Genomic DNA, 16,761 nt, shown 5'->3' on the forward strand with positions numbered 1-16,761 from the left:
CGGGACAAATAGAGGAAGATTTTGTGTATTTGTGATAAAATAGAAGTATGAAAGAAAGAATGTCAGAATTAGTCAAATTGCTCAATCGATACGCCCATGAATACTATACGGCAGACAGGCCAAGTGTATCGGACAGCGAGTATGACAGACTCTATCGTGAGCTAGTGGAGTTAGAAGAAAAGTACCCAACTGATATCCTACCTGATAGCCCGACCCATCGGGTGGGTGGGAAGATTTTAGAAGGATTTGAAAAATATCCACACCAGTATCCTCTCTTTAGTTTGCAGGATGCTTTTTCACGTGAAGAATTAATGGCTTTTGACCAGCGGATTCGCAAGGAATTTCCTCAGGTTTCCTATATTTGTGAGCTCAAGATTGATGGGCTTTCTATTTCCCTGACCTATGAAAAGGGAATCTTGGTAGCAGGGGCGACTCGGGGAGATGGCTCTGTTGGTGAAAATATCACGGAAAACCTCAAGCGGGTCAAGGATATTCCTCTGACTTTGAAAGAACCGCTGGACATTACCGTTCGTGGAGAGTGCTACATGCCTAAGGCTTCCTTTGATGCGGTTAATCAATTGCGGCAGGAGAATGGTGAGCCTGAGTTTGCCAATCCCCGCAATGCGGCAGCAGGAACCTTGCGCCAGTTGGATACAGCAGTTGTGGCCAAGCGCAATCTAGCAACCTTCCTCTACCAAGAAGCCAGTCCGACTCAGGCTGGCAGCCAGGAAGAAGTCTTAAACAAGCTAGCGTCTTTGGATTTCTCAGTCAATCCGATTCATTTTCTAGCGGATTCGATTGATGGCGTTTGGGAATTTATTGAAAAGATTGCTCAGGAACGGGATAGTCTGTCTTATGAGATCGACGGTATTGTCATCAAGGTCAATGACTTGGCGGTGCAAGAAGAACTTGGCTTTACGGTCAAGGCACCTAAGTGGGCCATCGCTTATAAGTTTCCAGCTGAGGAAAAGGAAGCCCAGCTTCTGTCTGTTGACTGGACAGTCGGCCGGACGGGAGTTGTGACTCCAACGGCGAACTTGACGCCAGTTCAGCTAGCGGGGACGACTGTTAGCCGAGCAACCTTGCACAATGTGGACTATATTGCAGAGAAGGATATTCGTCAGAAAGACACCGTTATCGTCTATAAAGCGGGGGATATTATTCCTGCTGTTTTGCGCGTGGTGGAGTCTAAGCGGGTCTCAGAAGAGGCTTTGGAAATACCAAGTCACTGTCCGAGCTGTGAGAGTGAGCTGGTGCATTTCGAGGACGAAGTGGCTCTGCGTTGTATCAATCCGCTCTGTCCAGCCCAGATCAAGGAAGGCTTGATTCACTTTGCTAGCCGGGATGCTATGAATATTACTGGCCTTGGTCCAGCAGTGGTCGAAAAGGTCTTTGATAAGAACTTGGTCAAGGATGTGGCTGGAATTTATCGACTTTCTGTAGAAGATTTACTGACCTTGGACGGCTTTAAGGAAAAATCAGCGAATAAATTGTATAATGCCATTCAAGCTTCTAAGGAAAACTCAGCAGAGAAATTGCTCTTTGGTCTGGGAATCCGTCACGTGGGAAGCAAGGCTAGTCGGATTTTGATGGAGAAATTCCACGATATGATCAAGTTGTCACAGGCCAGTCAAGAGGAAATTTCTTCTATTGACAGCTTGGGGACAGTTATCGCTCAGAGTCTGCATTCTTACTTTGAGCAGGAAGGCAGTCAGCTTCTCTTGCGGGAATTGCAAGAAGCTGGCGTCAACCTAGACTATCTGGGGGAGAAAGTGGCAGCTGATGCCGCTCTCGCTGGCAAAACAGTCGTATTGACCGGAAAATTACAAAAATTAACACGGAATCAAGCTAAAGAAAAATTGCTGAGTCTGGGTGCAAATGTTGCTGGAAGTGTGTCCAAAAAGACAGATTTGGTGGTGGCAGGTACCGATGCCGGCAGCAAATTAACCAAAGCCCAAGAACTTGGGATCGAGATTCGAGATGAGGACTGGCTAGATAGCTTGTGAGGCTGAGAATGGAAAATAAGATAAAAAAAGCAAGATTGATTTATAACCCAACTTCTGGGCAGGAAATTATCAAAAAAAATATTGCCGAAGTCTTGGATGTTTTGGAAGATGTTGGCTATGAAACCAGTGCCTACCAGACGACTCCAGAGCCTTTCTCTGCTCAGCGAGAGGCTGAAAGGGCAGCAAGAGCAGGTTTTGATTTGGTCATAGCAGCCGGTGGAGACGGTACGATCAATGAAGTAGTGAATGGGGTTGCGGGTCTAGAAGTGCGCCCCAAGCTGGCTTTCATCCCAACTGGTACGACCAATGATTATGCGCGTGCCTTGAAAATTCCCATGGGAGATCCAGTAGCGGCAGCCCGCATTATCGAAAAGAACCAGACGATTCAGATGGATATCGGTCGGGCTTATGGCAGCAAATACTTTATCAACATTGCGGCGGCGGGCACGCTGACAGAGCTGACTTACAGCGTCCCTAGTGAAGTCAAGACCCGTCTAGGCTATCTGGCTTATGTAGCCGAAGGAGCCAAAATGCTGCCACGCTCCAAATCCCGTAAGGTACGGATTGAGCATGACCATGGTGTTTTTGAGGGCAAGATTTCGCTTGTCTTTGCAGCCTTGACTAATTCTATCGGAGGCTTTGAAAAACTAGCGCCAGATACAAAACTGGACGATGGAAATTTCACCTTGATTCTTGTAAAAACGGCCAAGCTGTTTGATATGCTTAGTCTCATCATACAAGCAATTAATGGTGGCCAACATGTGACGGATGCCAATGTTGAATATCTGAAAACCAGCAAATTGAAGCTAGAGGTATTAGATAAAAAAGCCCCCTTTATGTTGAATCTGGACGGTGAGTACGGAGGAGATACACCAGTAGAATTGGAAGTTTTGCACAATCATCTGGAGTTTTTCGCCAATATAGATGAAATCGATGAGAGCGCTCTTTCCTTAGAAAAATTAGAATGAAGAGATAAATAAAAATGCTAGACTATAAAGTCATTGTCCATTACCACAATCCTAAGGGAGATTACTTTTCTTATGATTTGTGGCAGTGGCAGACGGATCAGTGGGGAAAAGAAGCACCTTTTTCTAAACTAGATTATTTTGGTATCCAGGGAGAACTATCTTTTAAAAGTTGGGAGCCCCTTAGTCAGGCTCATGTGATTGTCAAGCGTTCAGACTGGTCCAGCCAATCTTGCGACTACCACATTGATTTATTGCCAGTACATTTGCCCACAGAGGTTTGGTTGATTGAAGGAGATCATCAGGTCTACTATTCCTTGCAAGCGGCGACGACGAGCCACCAATATTCGCGGCGACGTCCTCATAATTTCGATGTGGCTATGCGGTCGGATTATTTTGATGAATGCTGGGGCTACCAAGGCTGGCTTGGGCATCGTCTGCAGGGGCAGGTAAATGAGTTTAAAGTTTGGGCTCCGACAGCCAAAAAAGTTGAATTGCTAGTCTATGAAACTTCTGATAATCAAGCACCCGTTTATAAAGAATTCCCTATGGAAAAGGGCGAAATTTACTCGCACGATCATGCAAAAAATACAATCGGAGTTTGGTCGGTGGAAGTGCCAGAAGATTTAGCTGGCAAGGCCTACCAGTATCATGTTCATTTTGAAAACCAGCATTTTTTGACGCGAGATCCTTATACAATTGCTACCAGTCCAGATGGCAAGCGCTCAGCTATTATTGCTGAACAGGACAAGACTGTTGCTGGTTTTAAGGTATGCCAAGGCAAGGAGGCAACTTGGCGTTTAGATAACCCAAATCAAGCGGTCATCTATGAGATGCATATCCGAGATATTAGCAAATCGCCTAGTTCAGGTGTCGCAGAGCATTTGCGAGGAACTTTTTTAGGTGCTTGTCAACGTGGCACTAGAAATAGTCAGGGAGACCAGACCACTTTTGATTATATTCGCAATCTAGGTATCAATGTCGTGCAGCTCCAGCCGGTTTCTGATCGACACAAGGACTATGACGAAAATGGCCAAGTTACTTATAACTGGGGCTATGATCCACAGAACTACAATGCACCAGAAACCAGTTTTTCTTCTAATCCAGATGATCCAGGTCAGGCTATCCGAGATTTGAAAACCATGATTCAGGCTTATCATGATGCAGGGATTTCTTTGACCTTGGATGTGGTTTACAATCATATTTATTCGACTTTTGACTCAGCCTTTCAGTCAACGGTTCCCGATTATTACTACCGGATGAATCCCAACGGTTCTTTCCAAAACGGTACCGGAGTTGGCAGCGAGACGGCCAGTGAGCATGAAATGTTCCGCAAATTCATGATTGATTCACTTCGCTATTGGGTAGAAGAATTCAATGTGGATGGCTTCCGTTTTGATTTGATGGGAATCCATGATGTCACCACCATGAATATCATCCGAGAAGAAATGGACAAAATTGATCCACGGATTTTGCTTTATGGTGAAGGTTGGGATATGGGAACAGGCCTGATGCCAGAGGACAAGGCTAAGAAAGACAATGCTTATCAACTGCCGCGAATTGGCTTCTTCAATGATACACAGCGTGATGCGATAAAGGGTGCTGAAGTCTACGGTGGTCTGAAAGCTGGTTATGTGAGCGGACAAGCGACTGAAGATATTATAGCAAAGGCTATTTTGGGTAGCAGTGAGTTAGGCTCCTATTTGACACCGAGCCAAGTTCTTAATTATGTGGAGGCGCATGATAATTTCAATCTGCATGACTTGCTGGTTGACTTGCACCCAGAAGATGATGAGGTCACTCGGGCCAAAAGAATTGAGCTGGCAACAGCTATGAACTTGCTTATGCAGGGAATGGCATTTATGGAATTGGGCCAAGAATTTTCCCGCACAAAACTAGTAGGAACAGGCGAAGAGGGCCAAGTCCTGCCTAGCGACCGTGACAGAGCAATGAACAGCTACAATGCTCCCGATGCTGTCAACCAAGTGAATTGGGAACTGATCAGCCAACATCAGGAGAGTATTGACTATATCAAGCAGATTATTCACTTAAAGACAAGTCAGAAGGAATTTTCTTATCAAACCTATGAAGAGATTTACAAACATGTCTTTGTAAGAGAAGCCTTTGCTGGCAGTGGTATCGTCATTTTTGAGATTAAAGATGAAAAACATTATGAAATCATTTTTAACGCAAGTGGCCTGCCATATTACCTTGAGAATGCGGATCACCTACGTTTGTTGGTCGGAAATAGTCGTCATAAGAGACCCTTCTATGTTGAAAATCTGACCGCTTCTGTTTTTGAAGTGATTGCATAATATGAATAAAAATAAGAAAAGATTGAAGACAGGCTTTGCAGCTTAAGTTTTCAATCTTTTTTGTGCTTCAAAAATAAAAACTCTCCCCAAAACATTTTTCAATGCTTTAGGAAGAGTTGAGTAGTCTCATAGATATTAGGGACTAGCACTCGAACTGGAGGAGCTAGAAGAGCTGGAAGATTCTCCGCTAGTTCCCTCTTCGCTGCTAGTGCTAGAGTGAAATTGTTCTGGGTGAAGTGCTCGATAACTTGGTGAATTAAAGAGATCCACAGAGGATACACCGCCACGTTTTGAATAAAGACTGGTTGATTGGTCGCCTTTTTCTTTCTCAATGGCCTTGAGGGCTTTCAAAGAGTTGATATAGTTGTAATCATCAGGATTGACTTTTCCTAGATTATTGCCTGTGTAAAAGCGGAATAGGTCCCCTGTCTGAATAGCATCGCTCATTTTCAGTTGTGTATTTGCGGCTGTTCGGATAGCTTCTAGTTCAGCTGTTGTTGACTCGTCTGGCAGAGTGATCTCCTCACCAGTTTGTGTGTTGTAAATGCGGCCGCTATAACTTGTGTATTTTGGTGTTACAAAGTTATTGGTTGAGCGGAAGGCCACGATTTGCTGGTGCTGAGGTGAGAGGAGGTCTTGCCCGACTTGAAGGTAATTTTTGGAGTCAATTCCCAATAAATGCTCCAAGGTTGGCAGCATATCGATTTGTCCTCCAAAGGTATCGATAATTTTTCCTTTTTCCATTCCAGGTATCACGACCATGTATGGCACTCTCTGCAACATGGCGTTGTCGTAACTAGACCATGTCTCAGAATTTTTATTGATCAAAGGTGCCAAAGCTGGATTACGAGAATTGGAAATTCCATAGTGGTCGCCGTAAAGGACGATAATTGAATTTTCATACAGTCCAGCTTCTTTTAGGTAGTCAAAGAAGGCTTTGACAGCTGAGTCGAGATAGTTTGCTGTTGCAAAATAGCCATTGATGGTTTCATCTTTGGTATCTGCCAGTGGGAAACCAATCTCATCGCCAATCAAGCTGGTCGTATAAGGATAGTGATTAGAGACGGTGATGTATTTGGCATAGAAAGGCTGCTGTAAATGTTCCAGATATTTGATGGAATCTTTGAACATAATTTTATCGTTCAAGCCATACTGGAAGGAGTTGGTCTCGTCTTGCTTGGTAAAGTAGGACGCATCGAAGAAATAATTATAGCCCCATTGCTTGTAGGCAGTGTTACGGTTCCAGAAACTACCTGTATTTCCATGGAAAACAGCAGATGTGTAATCTCCATTTTTTGACAGGATAAAAGGTGCTGCCTGCTGGGTATTGGTACCGCCGTAGTTTACCATGAAGGAGCCTTGGTTGAGACCAAAGAGACCCGTTTCAATCATGGTCTCCGCATCAGAAGTCTTTCCAGCCTTGACCTGGTTAAAGATATTTGAAAAAGCCAAAGTTGAGTTGGAGTGGTAAAGGGAGTTGAGGAAAGGCGTAACCTCGTATTCCTTGCCCTCCATCTGCAGTTTATAATCAATCAGAAACTGCTGAAAGCTTTCTAGATGGACATAGATAACATTGCGACCTTTGGCAATACCATAGTATTCAGAGTTTGGCTCAGCATAATGGGATTGGATATATTGTTGAACGGGTTCTAGATCCTTGGCAGAGGCTTTGGAACGCTCTTTATTAGCAGCATAGGTTTGATTGGCACTGTAGCCGAGAAAGGCGGGAAGACCAAGGGCGCGAACGACATAGTAATTTGAAAATCCGCGTGTCAGGAGCTCAGGACGATCAATTTCTGCTAGGAAAAGATTGGCTGAAAAGAGCATCGCTGATAGGGATGTCACGGCAAAGCTGGCGCGGAAATTAAACCTACGATGATCCAAGCGGATATATTTTTTATAAAAAAGCCAGCCTAGAATGGGGAAATCAATGATATAGATAGCATCCCAAGGGCGGAAGAGCTCCATGGCTGCTGCCCCGAGACCTGCAGACACCTTGCTAGAGGCCAACATGGTATTGACTGTCACAAAGTCGGTAAACTCACGGTAGTAGATGGAGTTTGAGACCAACCAGACAAAGAGCATGATGTAGATAGCCGTGCTGACACAATAAAAAAGCTTAGTCGGCTTGATATAAAGAGCAAGCCCAATCAGTAAAAGTCCAATTGGGAAAGGGTTAATCAGAGCCAGAAAAATTTGATAGGCTCCTTGAATATCTAAATTAAAATCAACGGTATAAGCCCACATGGTTTTTAACCAATAAATCGTGAGTAAGCTCAAGACGAAACCGAGCCTTGTACTCATAAAATTGAGTAAATTCTTGGTTATTTTTTTCACAGAAAGATACTTCCTTGTCTTATTTCCTAAAAATTCTCTTCTTCTAAGTATATCACAATTTTTCAAGTTGAGGAAAAATTGAGGTGATTTAGTGTTTAGTTTATTTTATTTGTAAGGTAATTTAATAAGGGCAATTATTTCCTAGCTTCAGGATTGTTCGCAAGAATATCTAAAATTAAACTGACTTTGCTTCATGATAGATAGTGGAAAGTGGTAGTAGAGGAAGCTTGCTTGAAAGCCCGCCTGTTAAAATAAATACTTAATATATAAAATGTTGAAAATTTCTTCTACTAAAACAAGATTATGTGAAAATAATAAATATGCTTTGAGAATTTTCACAATATTTGGTATAATAATGCTTATGAAGAAACTTACTGTTAATAAACAGACAGAGGAAAAGTTGAGAAAAGGAATTTTAGTTCTAGATAAGAATGATTTTCCAACTCTTTCATTCACTGATCAATGTGTGGAATTGCATAGTCAGCAAGGGAAGTTTTTGGGAACGGCTTATCTCTCCTTACAAAATAAGGGACTTGGCTGGCTGATTTCCTATGCTAAGGTAGAGCTGAACTCAGCTTTCTTTCAGCATTTATTTGAAAAAGCTAAAGACAAGCGTTTCTATTACCGTCATGCAGAGGATACGACAGCCTATCGCCTGTTTAACCAAGAAGGTGACGGTTTTGGCGGTTTTACGGTTGATATCTATGAGAAATATGCCGTTTTCTCTTGGTACAATTCCTTTGTTTTTTCAATCAAGGACCAGATAGTGGCTGCTTTCCAACAGGTCTTTCCTGAGGTCGCTGGAGCTTACGAGAAGATTCGCTTCAAGGGTTTGGACTATGAGTCTGCCCACCTCTACGGAGCAGAAGCGCCAGCCTATTTTACGGTTTTGGAGAATGGCGTGCGCTATCAAGTCTTCATGAATGATGGACTGATGACTGGGATTTTTCTAGACCAGCACGAGGTGCGGGGGAGTCTGGTTGACGGCTTAGCTAGCGGAAAAAGTCTGCTCAATATGTTCTCCTACACAGCAGCATTTTCGGTGGCAGCCGCCATGGGCGGTGCCAGTCAAACAACTTCGGTGGATTTGGCCAAACGTAGCCGCGAGCTTTCTCAGGCGCATTTTGAAGCCAATGGTTTGGATTTAGAGCCCCATCGTTTCGTGGTCATGGATGTCTTTGATTACTTCAAATACGCCAAGCGTCACGAGTTGAAATATGATGTGATTGTCCTTGATCCGCCGAGCTTTGCTCGCAATAAGAAACAGACTTTCTCTGTTTCGAAAGATTATCATCGTTTGGTGGCTCAGGCCTTGGAAATCTTGAGTCCAAAAGGAACATTGATTCTTTCGACCAACGCAGCCAATGTCTCTAAAAGTAAGTTTAAAAAAGAAATTGAAAAAGGATTTGCAGGAGTTCCTCACCGCTATCTAGCGGAATATGGTCTACCAGCAGACTTTGTATACAATAAGAAAGATGAGAATAGTAACTACCTCAAGGTATTTACAATTAAGGTGGACAAATGAAATTAGTCGTTTCAATCATGCCCAGAAGTTTAGAAGAGGCTAAAGCAATTGATGTGAGTCGCTATGATGATGCTGACATTATCGAATGGCGCGCGGACTTTTTGCCGAAAGAGAGCATTCTGAACGTTGCTCCTGCTATTTTCGAGAAATTTGCTGGCCGTGAATTGCTCTTCACGCTGCGAAGTCGCGGAGAAGGTGGCGAAATTGATCTGTCAGATGATGAATATGTTGCTCTTATCAAAGAAGTAGCCAATTTTTATTCGCCAGACTATGTTGATTTTGAATACTATTCGCATAAAGATAAATTTGAAGAAATGCTCGAGTTTCCAAATTTAGTTCTCAGTTATCATAATTTTGAGGAAACGCCTGAAAATATGATGGAAATTCTGTCAGAATTGACGAGTTTGGCACCAAAAGTGGTCAAAGTTTCTGTCATGGCGCACAATGAGCAGGATGTCTTGGATCTGATGAACTACACTCGTGGATTTAAGATTTTGAATCCTGAGCAAGAGTATGTGACGATTTCTATGGGAAAAGTCGGAAAGATTTCTCGCTTAGCTGCAGATTTGACAGGTTCCAGCTGGTCTTTTGCCAGCGTTGAACAGCCGAGTGCACCAGGTCAGGTTTCCCTCGCAAACATGAAGGTTGTTCGGGAGATTTTAAATGAAAATTGATGGCCATACTCGTCTAGCTGCAGTGGTTGCTAAGCCGATTAAGCATAGCATTTCACCATTTATTCATAATACTGCCTTTGAGAAGACTGCTGTCAATGGTGTCTACCTTGCTTTGGAAATTGAAGCAGAGGATTTAGAAGCGACCGTTGCTAATATCCGAAGGTATAATATGTTTGGGATAAATTTGTCAATGCCCTACAAGCAGGAAGTCATCCAATATCTTGATGAATTGGCTTCCAGTGCCCGTCTTATCGGGGCTGTGAATACAGTGGTGAATAAAAATGGTACATTGATAGGATATAATACGGATGGCAAGGGATTTTTTAAGAGCTTGCCGTCTTTTGTTATTCAGGGCAAAAAAATGACCATTTTAGGTGCTGGAGGAGCCGCGACAGCTATCATCGCTCAAGCTGCTTTGGATCAGGCAGAAGAAATCTTTGTCTTTACTCGGCAGTCTTCCTATGATAAGACTGTCAGCAAGATGGAAGTTATCAGCCGCCAGACTAAGAGTAGGATTCATGTTTTGAACTTAGAAGACTTGGCTACCTTGCAGGATAAAATTAACCAATCAGACCTTCTAGTCAATGGAACAAGTGTGGGTATGGATGGCGAGACTTTACCATTAGCAGAAGGTAATCAGCTGCCGAGCCAGATTTTAGTTGCGGATGTGATTTACAAACCTTTTGAAACACCTTTTTTAAAGTGGGCTCGAAGTCAGAAGGTAGAGGCAGTGAATGGTCTAGGTATGTTGCTTTATCAGGCAGCAGAAGCTTTCGAGCTTTGGACAGGACAACCCATGCCTTGTCAGGAAATTTGGCAGCAGCTAGAAGCTCTGTATAAATAGTCACTCGTACTCAGCTGCTCTATGGTGGAGCAGGAAAAATAAGGAGGCACTTATGAAATTGAATGTAAATCTCCCCCACCATCCCTATGATATTACCATCGAAAAAGGAGCCTTATCTCAGGCTGGAAACTGGCTGAGTCAGCTTTGGCAGCCTCAGAAAGTGGTCATCATCACGGACAATCGAGTGGCTAGACTCTACGCGGAAAAGGTCAAGCTGAGCTTAGAAGCGGCTGGGTTTGAGACTTTTGTCTTTGACTTTTTGGAGGGCGAAGCCAGTAAGAACTTAAAGACAGTCAACAAAGCTTATGAATTCCTGGTCAAGGTTGGCCTGACCCGCAGTGACGGCATTGTAGCCTTGGGTGGTGGTGTTGTCGGTGATTTGGCAGGCTTTGTTGCTTCGACCTACATGCGGGGGATTCATTTCGTGCAGATTCCGACCAGTCTGACAGCCCAAGTGGACTCCTCTATCGGTGGTAAGACAGGCGTTAACACCCCTTGGGCCAAGAATATGGTCGGGACTTTTACCCAGCCTGACGGAGTTCTGATTGATCCAGAAGTCTTACATACTTTAGGTCAGCGTGAACTGATTGAAGGTATGGGCGAAGTGGTCAAGTACGGATTGATTGAGGATAAGGAACTCTGGGATGAGCTTTCGGAAATGGATGGCAGTCCAGAGTCGATTTTGGAACATGCTGAAAGCATCATTTACCATTCCTGCGATGTCAAGCGTAAGATTGTGGTCGAGGACGAGCTGGATAATGGCGTCCGTCTCTATCTGAATTTCGGCCATACTATTGGGCATGCTATTGAAGCGACGGCGGGTTATGGAAAAGTCATGCACGGTGAAGCTGTGGCGATTGGCATGGTACAGGTTTCCCGCGTTGCTGAAAAGAAAGGCCTCATGCCAGCCGGAATCACAGAAAACATCATCCGTATGTGTCAGAAGTTTGGTTTGCCAGTGGATTACCAACCTTGGAATGAGAATGCTCTTTATCAGGCCTTGACCCATGATAAGAAGGCTAGAGGCAACTCTATCAAGCTAGTACTGGTGCCTGAGCTGGGCTCGGCTAGCATTCACCAGATTCCGCTGGAAGAGATGAAAGAATTTCTGAAGAAATAAGTGCCAGATGGAGTTTAAGACGATTGGACGGTTTTGATAAAAAAAGACAGGCCGTCCATGTCTTTCCATACCAGAATAGGAGAAAATGTATGAGATACTTAACAGCAGGAGAATCGCACGGACCTCGTCTGACAGCTATTATTGAGGGAGTGCCGGCTGGTCTTCCTCTGACCGCTGACTATATCAATGCTGAGCTCAAGCGCCGTCAGGGTGGCTACGGCCGTGGTGCCCGCATGAAGATTGAAAGCGACCAAGTCGAGATTACGTCTGGGGTTCGTCATGGCTTGACCATGGGCGGCCCGATTACCCTTAATGTCACGAATCTGGATCATCAGAAATGGCTGGAGATTATGAGTGTGGCTGATGTGGATGACAAGAAAAAAGGACTGCGCAAGATTACCAAACCACGCCCTGGCCATGCGGACTTGGTTGGTGGTATGAAATACCGCTTTGACGATTTGCGAAATTCCCTGGAGCGCTCTTCTGCCCGCGAAACGACCATGCGTGTAGCAGTCGGAGCGGTAGCCAAGCGCTTGCTGGAAGAAATTGGTGTAGAGGTAGCCAGCCATATCGTAACCTTTGGTGGCATTGATATTGATGTGCCGGACGATCTGACTGTAGCAGAAATCAAGGAAAGAACTGCCCAGTCAGAGGTTTCCATTGTCAATCCCGAGCGCGAAGAAGAAATCAAGGCCTACATTGACCAGATTAAGAAAGACGGGGATACCATCGGTGGTGTCATTGAGACTGTCGTTGGCGGTGTGCCGGTCGGTCTGGGCTCCTATGTCCAATGGGACAAGAAGCTGGATGCCAAGATTGCTCAGGGAGTCGTGTCCATCAACGCTTTCAAGGGAGTCGAGTTTGGCGTGGGCTTTGAAGCAGGCCGTCTCAAGGGCAGTCAAGTCATGGATGAAATCCTCTGGTCTGAGGAAGATGGCTTCACTCGCAGGACTAATAATCTAGGCGGCTTTGAGGGCGGTATGACCAATGGTCAGCCAATCGTGGTACGAGGTGTTATGAAGCCCATTCCAACCCTTTATAAACCACTGATGAGCGTGGATATTGAGACCCACGAGCCTTATAAGGCGACAGTGGAGCGGAGCGATCCTACGGCTCTGCCAGCGGCGGGTGTTGTCATGGAAAGCGTGGTGGCAACAATTTTAGCCACTGAAGTCCTAGCGAAGTTTTCTTCGGACAATCTGGAAGAACTAAAGGATGCGGTAGCCCGCCATCGGGAATTTGTCAAGAACTTTTAGAAGAGAGGAGTGGGCATGGAGAGAAAGACAGTCTATATCGCAGGTCTGGGACTGATTGGAGCTTCTTTGGCTCTGGGCATTAGGCGAGCTCATCCTGAGATAGAGATTCTTGGCTATAATCGCAGTGAAGAATCGCGCAGAGTTGCCTTGGAACGTGGAATGGTAGACCGAGTGACGGCTGATTTTGCGGCCTTTGCTCCATTGGCTGATGTGATTATTCTGGCTGTGCCCATCAAGCAGACCATAGCATTTATCAAAAATCTAGCGGAGCTGGACCTGAAGGGAAATGTTATCATCTCAGATGCTGGATCGACCAAGGCAGAGATTGTGGCAGCTGCAGAAAAGTATCTGCAGAATAAGCCCGTCCGCTTTGTCGGAGCTCACCCTATGGCTGGAAGTCACAAGACCGGAGCCAAGGCTGCCCATGTCACCCTCTTTGAAAATGCCTATTATATCTTCACGCCCTCTAGTCTGACCAAACCTGGTACTATTGAGGAAATGAAAGACTTGCTGGGTGGTCTTCATGCCCGCTTTATCCAGGCGGATGCAGCTGAGCACGACCGAGTGACCAGTCAAATCAGTCACTTTCCGCATATCCTAGCCTCCAGCCTCATGGAGCAAGCGGCAGCTTATAGCCAGGAGCATGAGCTGACCCAATCTTTTGCAGCCGGTGGTTTTCGAGATATGACGCGGATTGCGGAGAGTGAGCCGGGTATGTGGACCTCTATCCTCTTGACAAATCCTCAAGCTATCTTGGAGCGGCTGGAAGATTTTAAAGATCAGTTAGACAAGGTGGCCGCAGCGATTGAGGCCAAGGACGAGACAGCTATCTGGGAATTTTTCGATCGAGGACGGCAGAGCCGTAAGCAGATGGAAATTCATAAGCGAGCGGGTGTGGATAGCTTTTATGACCTCTTTATTGAAGTGCCTGACGAAGAAGATGCGATTTTGGGCATTCTGGAGCTTCTGCGTGGAATTTCAGTCGTCAATATTCGTATCAACGAGGAAAACCGAGAAGATATCAACGGTATTCTGCAAATCACCTTTAAAAATCGCCAAGATTTGGAAAAATCTGCTAAAATAGTAAAAGAAAATACGGATTACCTAGTGTCCGTAGACTAATATAGAATGGAGAACTCTATGTCAAATATTTATGATTTAGCCAATGAACTCAGTCGAGGACTTCGTGAAATGCCAGAGTACAAAGCTGTGGTAGAAAGCAAGCAGGCTATCAATGCGAATAGTGAAGCCAAGGCTATTTTTGATGACTACCTAGCTTTCCAGAAAGAGCTGCAGCAACTGGCTCAAACAGGTCAAATGCCGACTCCAGACATTCAAGAAAAGATGCAGAGTTTTGGAGATAAAATCCAAGGCAATGATTTATTATCAGCCTTCTTTAATAAGCAACAACAACTCTCTATCTACTTGTCTGATATTGAACGGATTATTTTTGAACCAATTCAGGAACTATTCTAATAGAAGAAGTTATAAAATTAGATGAAACCAAGAAGCCAGATCGGGCCTTCTTGGTTTTTCTATGCTTTAGAAAGGCTATTAAGGCTGAAAATGAGTATTTTTAATTCAAGAAAGAGGTAGAAAAACTTATAAAATCAGATTATAGCAACAATTAAAATATATTGGCCTTGCTTTCTATTTACTATTGCTCCAAAGGCTGATATACTAGTCAAAAAACGCTTACAAAATCATTTTTGAAAGGAACTGGTATGACTTTAGGAACAAGAAAGATTGCGATTCAAGATACATATGGCGACCGATTTCAACATTGTTGGGGCTGCGGCCCTAAGAATGATCTAGGCCTGCATTTAAAGACTTATCCTAGCTTGGATGGGAAGGAATGTGTCACTAGAATACGACCAGAATCTCACTATACTGGTGGTGTGCCGGCTAATCTTTTTGGTGGCATGATTGCTATGATTTTTGATTGCCATGGAACAGCTTCAGCAGCTTGGTTTGCCCATCAAGAAAAAGGCTTGGACTTGACCCAAGATACAGTCATTGGTCGCTTTATCACAGCCCGCTTAGAAGTTGATTACCAGAGCCCGACGCCTATTGATCAAGAAATCATCGTCACTTCGCAGCTTGAGGAATTGGGAGCAAGGAAAGCTATAATAGTGATGGAGATGTCAGTAGCAGGACAGCCAAGAGCCAAGGCTAGAATGGTAGCAGTTGCAGTAAAAGATCATATGTAGTTAAATCCCCTTGGTGCCTTATATCAAGGGAATTTTAGCATCTTTGGAGTAATTTTATCTTGATTTTTGCAATTAGGACATTATTTTGGTATAATAGTTACTTGTCTTGGGGTCGTTACGGATTCGACAGGCATTTATGCGGCACATTTTGCGACTCATCTAGCGGATGTAAAACGCCAGTTAAATATAACTGCAAAAAATAACAATTCTTACGCTTTAGCTGCCTAAAAACCAGCCAGCGTGACCTGATTCGGATTGCTTGTGTCTGATGACCGGTCTTATTATGAGCAAGCTACGGTAAAATTAAGTCTAGGGATTTTACAAGAGATTGATAGACTCGCTTAGCTTGGGCTTGAGCCATGTGTCAAAGCTGAGTTAAATGAAGACATGGCCTATGGTCGTAGACAAATGTGTTGGCAGGTGTTTGGACGTGGGTTCGACTCCCACCGGCTCCATAGGGATATATAAATGAGGTTTTTGATGATATGAGTTTTTTTGGAAAAATCTTAGGGAAGAGTCAAGATAGTCATCGACCCATTGAGAAAGTTTGTGTTGATTTAGAAAATCTTCCGAATGAATGGGGCTCTTTTTCGACCCTTATTGATGACCGAATGGCTAGTATCCGTCTAAATTTAGCGTTGAATTCTATCGCTCCCTATTCATCCTATACTTATGCACTACGTTTGAGAATTGCTATTTTGAATGTTGATCCAGAGACAGGGTTTCCAGATTATGACGAATTTTCTAATTTGAACCTCATCGAAGATCGTCTTTCAGAAGCGATGAAGCGCATTGCGGCTATCTATGTCGGAGTAGTCATCACAGATGGTCATATAGAATTTTATTACTATTTGAGAGATAGAGAGCGGCACATGCCGATTATTGCTCAGGTAATGGAGCAATTTTCGAAGTATCAATATAATTCAGCTACTCTGGTGGATCCTGAATGGAAACAATACTTTGACTTCTTGTATCCGAATGAATATGAGTACCAATCTATTTTAAACCAGCGTATCTGGTATCGCCTAGAAAAAGAAGGGGACGACCATAGTCAACTACGGGAAATCAGGCATCAGTTTAGTTTTGAGACTTACGATGATCGTGTTTCCTTTATGGGGGATGCCTCTGCTCTTGATTATGATATTTCTTCTAGGAAAAAAGAAGAAGGAGATCCTCGTCCTTACAAACTAGAAATATCCCGATTCGATACCACAGAGCTCCCTAGCATAAACCAACATGTTTGGGAATTAATAGAAATTTCGAAAAAATATAACGGAAAGTATAGCGGCTGGAGCTGCAATGTGGTATAATGGATAGAGTTTTGAGAAAGCAGGTCTTTCTCTTTTATGGAAGATTACTCAAGAGGCTTAAGAGGCTGTGTTGGAAACGCAGTAGGCGTGTAAAAGCGTGCGTGGGTTCGAATCCCATGTCTTCCGTTGTATTTCAAGAAGCGCCTAAAGGCGTTTTTTTGATAGCGGGACGAAGAACGATAATCACTTTGTTTAATGC

Annotated in this window: 13 protein-coding genes, 1 tRNA gene and 1 other RNA gene; 14 read left to right on the plus strand and 1 reads right to left on the minus strand. The window is 44.0% G+C overall.

The genetic code is table 11. The features are described 5' to 3' along the window. Window positions 1-47: 47 nt before the first annotated feature. The 3 genes from ligA to pulA are packed head-to-tail and all read left to right on the plus strand — an operon-like array spanning window position 48 to window position 5,286. Window positions 48-2,006: an NAD-dependent DNA ligase LigA gene (gene ligA / locus HMPREF9960_RS09345; protein ID WP_005590566.1), complete on the plus strand. Its 1,959-nt coding sequence runs from the start codon at window positions 48-50 to the stop codon at window positions 2,004-2,006. 8 nt (window positions 2,007-2,014) lie between these two features. After that, the gene (locus HMPREF9960_RS09350) at window positions 2,015-2,974 is read left to right on the plus strand and encodes a diacylglycerol kinase family lipid kinase (RefSeq protein ID WP_005590565.1); all 960 of its coding nucleotides are present in this window, start codon (window positions 2,015-2,017) and stop codon (window positions 2,972-2,974) included. A 14-nt stretch (window positions 2,975-2,988) separates the two neighbouring features. Continuing rightward, a complete protein-coding gene (gene pulA, locus HMPREF9960_RS09355) occupies window positions 2,989-5,286 on the plus strand; it encodes a type I pullulanase (RefSeq protein ID WP_005590564.1) in 2,298 nt (765 codons plus the stop codon). Between the two features lie 135 nt (window positions 5,287-5,421). On the opposite strand, the gene HMPREF9960_RS09360 is transcribed toward pulA, so the two are convergent. Next, window positions 5,422-7,623 (minus strand): LTA synthase family protein, encoded by a 2,202-nt coding sequence (locus HMPREF9960_RS09360; RefSeq protein ID WP_005590563.1) that lies wholly within the window; start codon window positions 7,621-7,623, stop codon window positions 5,422-5,424. A gap of 361 nt (window positions 7,624-7,984) precedes the next feature. Here HMPREF9960_RS09360 and HMPREF9960_RS09365 point away from each other — a divergent pair, with 361 nt between their 5' ends. The 11 genes from HMPREF9960_RS09365 to HMPREF9960_RS09410 all read left to right on the plus strand — a co-directional run bounded on the left by HMPREF9960_RS09365 (window position 7,985) and on the right by HMPREF9960_RS09410 (window position 16,688). Beyond that, window positions 7,985-9,148 (plus strand): class I SAM-dependent rRNA methyltransferase, encoded by a 1,164-nt coding sequence (locus tag HMPREF9960_RS09365; RefSeq protein WP_005592496.1) that lies wholly within the window; start codon window positions 7,985-7,987, stop codon window positions 9,146-9,148. Then, window positions 9,145-9,822 carry a type I 3-dehydroquinate dehydratase gene (gene aroD, locus HMPREF9960_RS09370; RefSeq protein ID WP_005590561.1) on the plus strand — a complete coding sequence of 226 codons (678 nt, stop codon included), beginning with the start codon at window positions 9,145-9,147 and terminating at the stop codon, window positions 9,820-9,822. The genes HMPREF9960_RS09365 and aroD overlap by 4 nt, the downstream gene beginning before the upstream one ends. After that, complete coding sequence (locus HMPREF9960_RS09375) at window positions 9,812-10,666, plus strand: shikimate dehydrogenase (RefSeq protein WP_005590560.1); 855 nt, start codon at window positions 9,812-9,814, stop codon at window positions 10,664-10,666. The genes aroD and HMPREF9960_RS09375 overlap by 11 nt, the downstream gene beginning before the upstream one ends. 52 nt (window positions 10,667-10,718) lie before the next feature. Next, window positions 10,719-11,786, plus strand: coding sequence for a 3-dehydroquinate synthase (aroB, locus tag HMPREF9960_RS09380; RefSeq protein ID WP_005590559.1), 1,068 nt, complete (start codon window positions 10,719-10,721; stop codon window positions 11,784-11,786). Window positions 11,787-11,875: 89 nt separating this feature from the next. Further along, window positions 11,876-13,042, plus strand: coding sequence for a chorismate synthase (gene aroC / locus HMPREF9960_RS09385; protein ID WP_005590557.1), 1,167 nt, complete (start codon window positions 11,876-11,878; stop codon window positions 13,040-13,042). Between the two features lie 15 nt (window positions 13,043-13,057). Beyond that, entirely contained in the window at window positions 13,058-14,164 is a 1,107-nt protein-coding gene (locus HMPREF9960_RS09390) for a prephenate dehydrogenase (protein ID WP_005590556.1), read from the plus strand. Between the two features lie 18 nt (window positions 14,165-14,182). Continuing rightward, window positions 14,183-14,518 (plus strand): YlbF/YmcA family competence regulator, encoded by a 336-nt coding sequence (locus HMPREF9960_RS09395; RefSeq protein ID WP_005592507.1) that lies wholly within the window; start codon window positions 14,183-14,185, stop codon window positions 14,516-14,518. Window positions 14,519-14,766: 248 nt separating this feature from the next. After that, entirely contained in the window at window positions 14,767-15,252 is a 486-nt protein-coding gene (locus HMPREF9960_RS09400; protein ID WP_005590552.1) for a thioesterase family protein, read from the plus strand. Between the two features lie 108 nt (window positions 15,253-15,360). Then, window positions 15,361-15,710: a transfer-messenger RNA gene (ssrA, locus tag HMPREF9960_RS10190) on the plus strand. A 27-nt stretch (window positions 15,711-15,737) separates the two neighbouring features. Next, the gene (locus tag HMPREF9960_RS09405) at window positions 15,738-16,562 is read left to right on the plus strand and encodes a DUF695 domain-containing protein (RefSeq protein WP_005590550.1); all 825 of its coding nucleotides are present in this window, start codon (window positions 15,738-15,740) and stop codon (window positions 16,560-16,562) included. A gap of 38 nt (window positions 16,563-16,600) precedes the next feature. Continuing rightward, window positions 16,601-16,688 (plus strand) — tRNA-Ser (locus HMPREF9960_RS09410). Window positions 16,689-16,761: the final 73 nt, after the last annotated feature.

It is taken from the genome of Streptococcus cristatus ATCC 51100 (assembly GCF_000222765.1).
GTDB classification, from domain to species: Bacteria; Bacillota; Bacilli; order Lactobacillales; family Streptococcaceae; genus Streptococcus; species Streptococcus cristatus.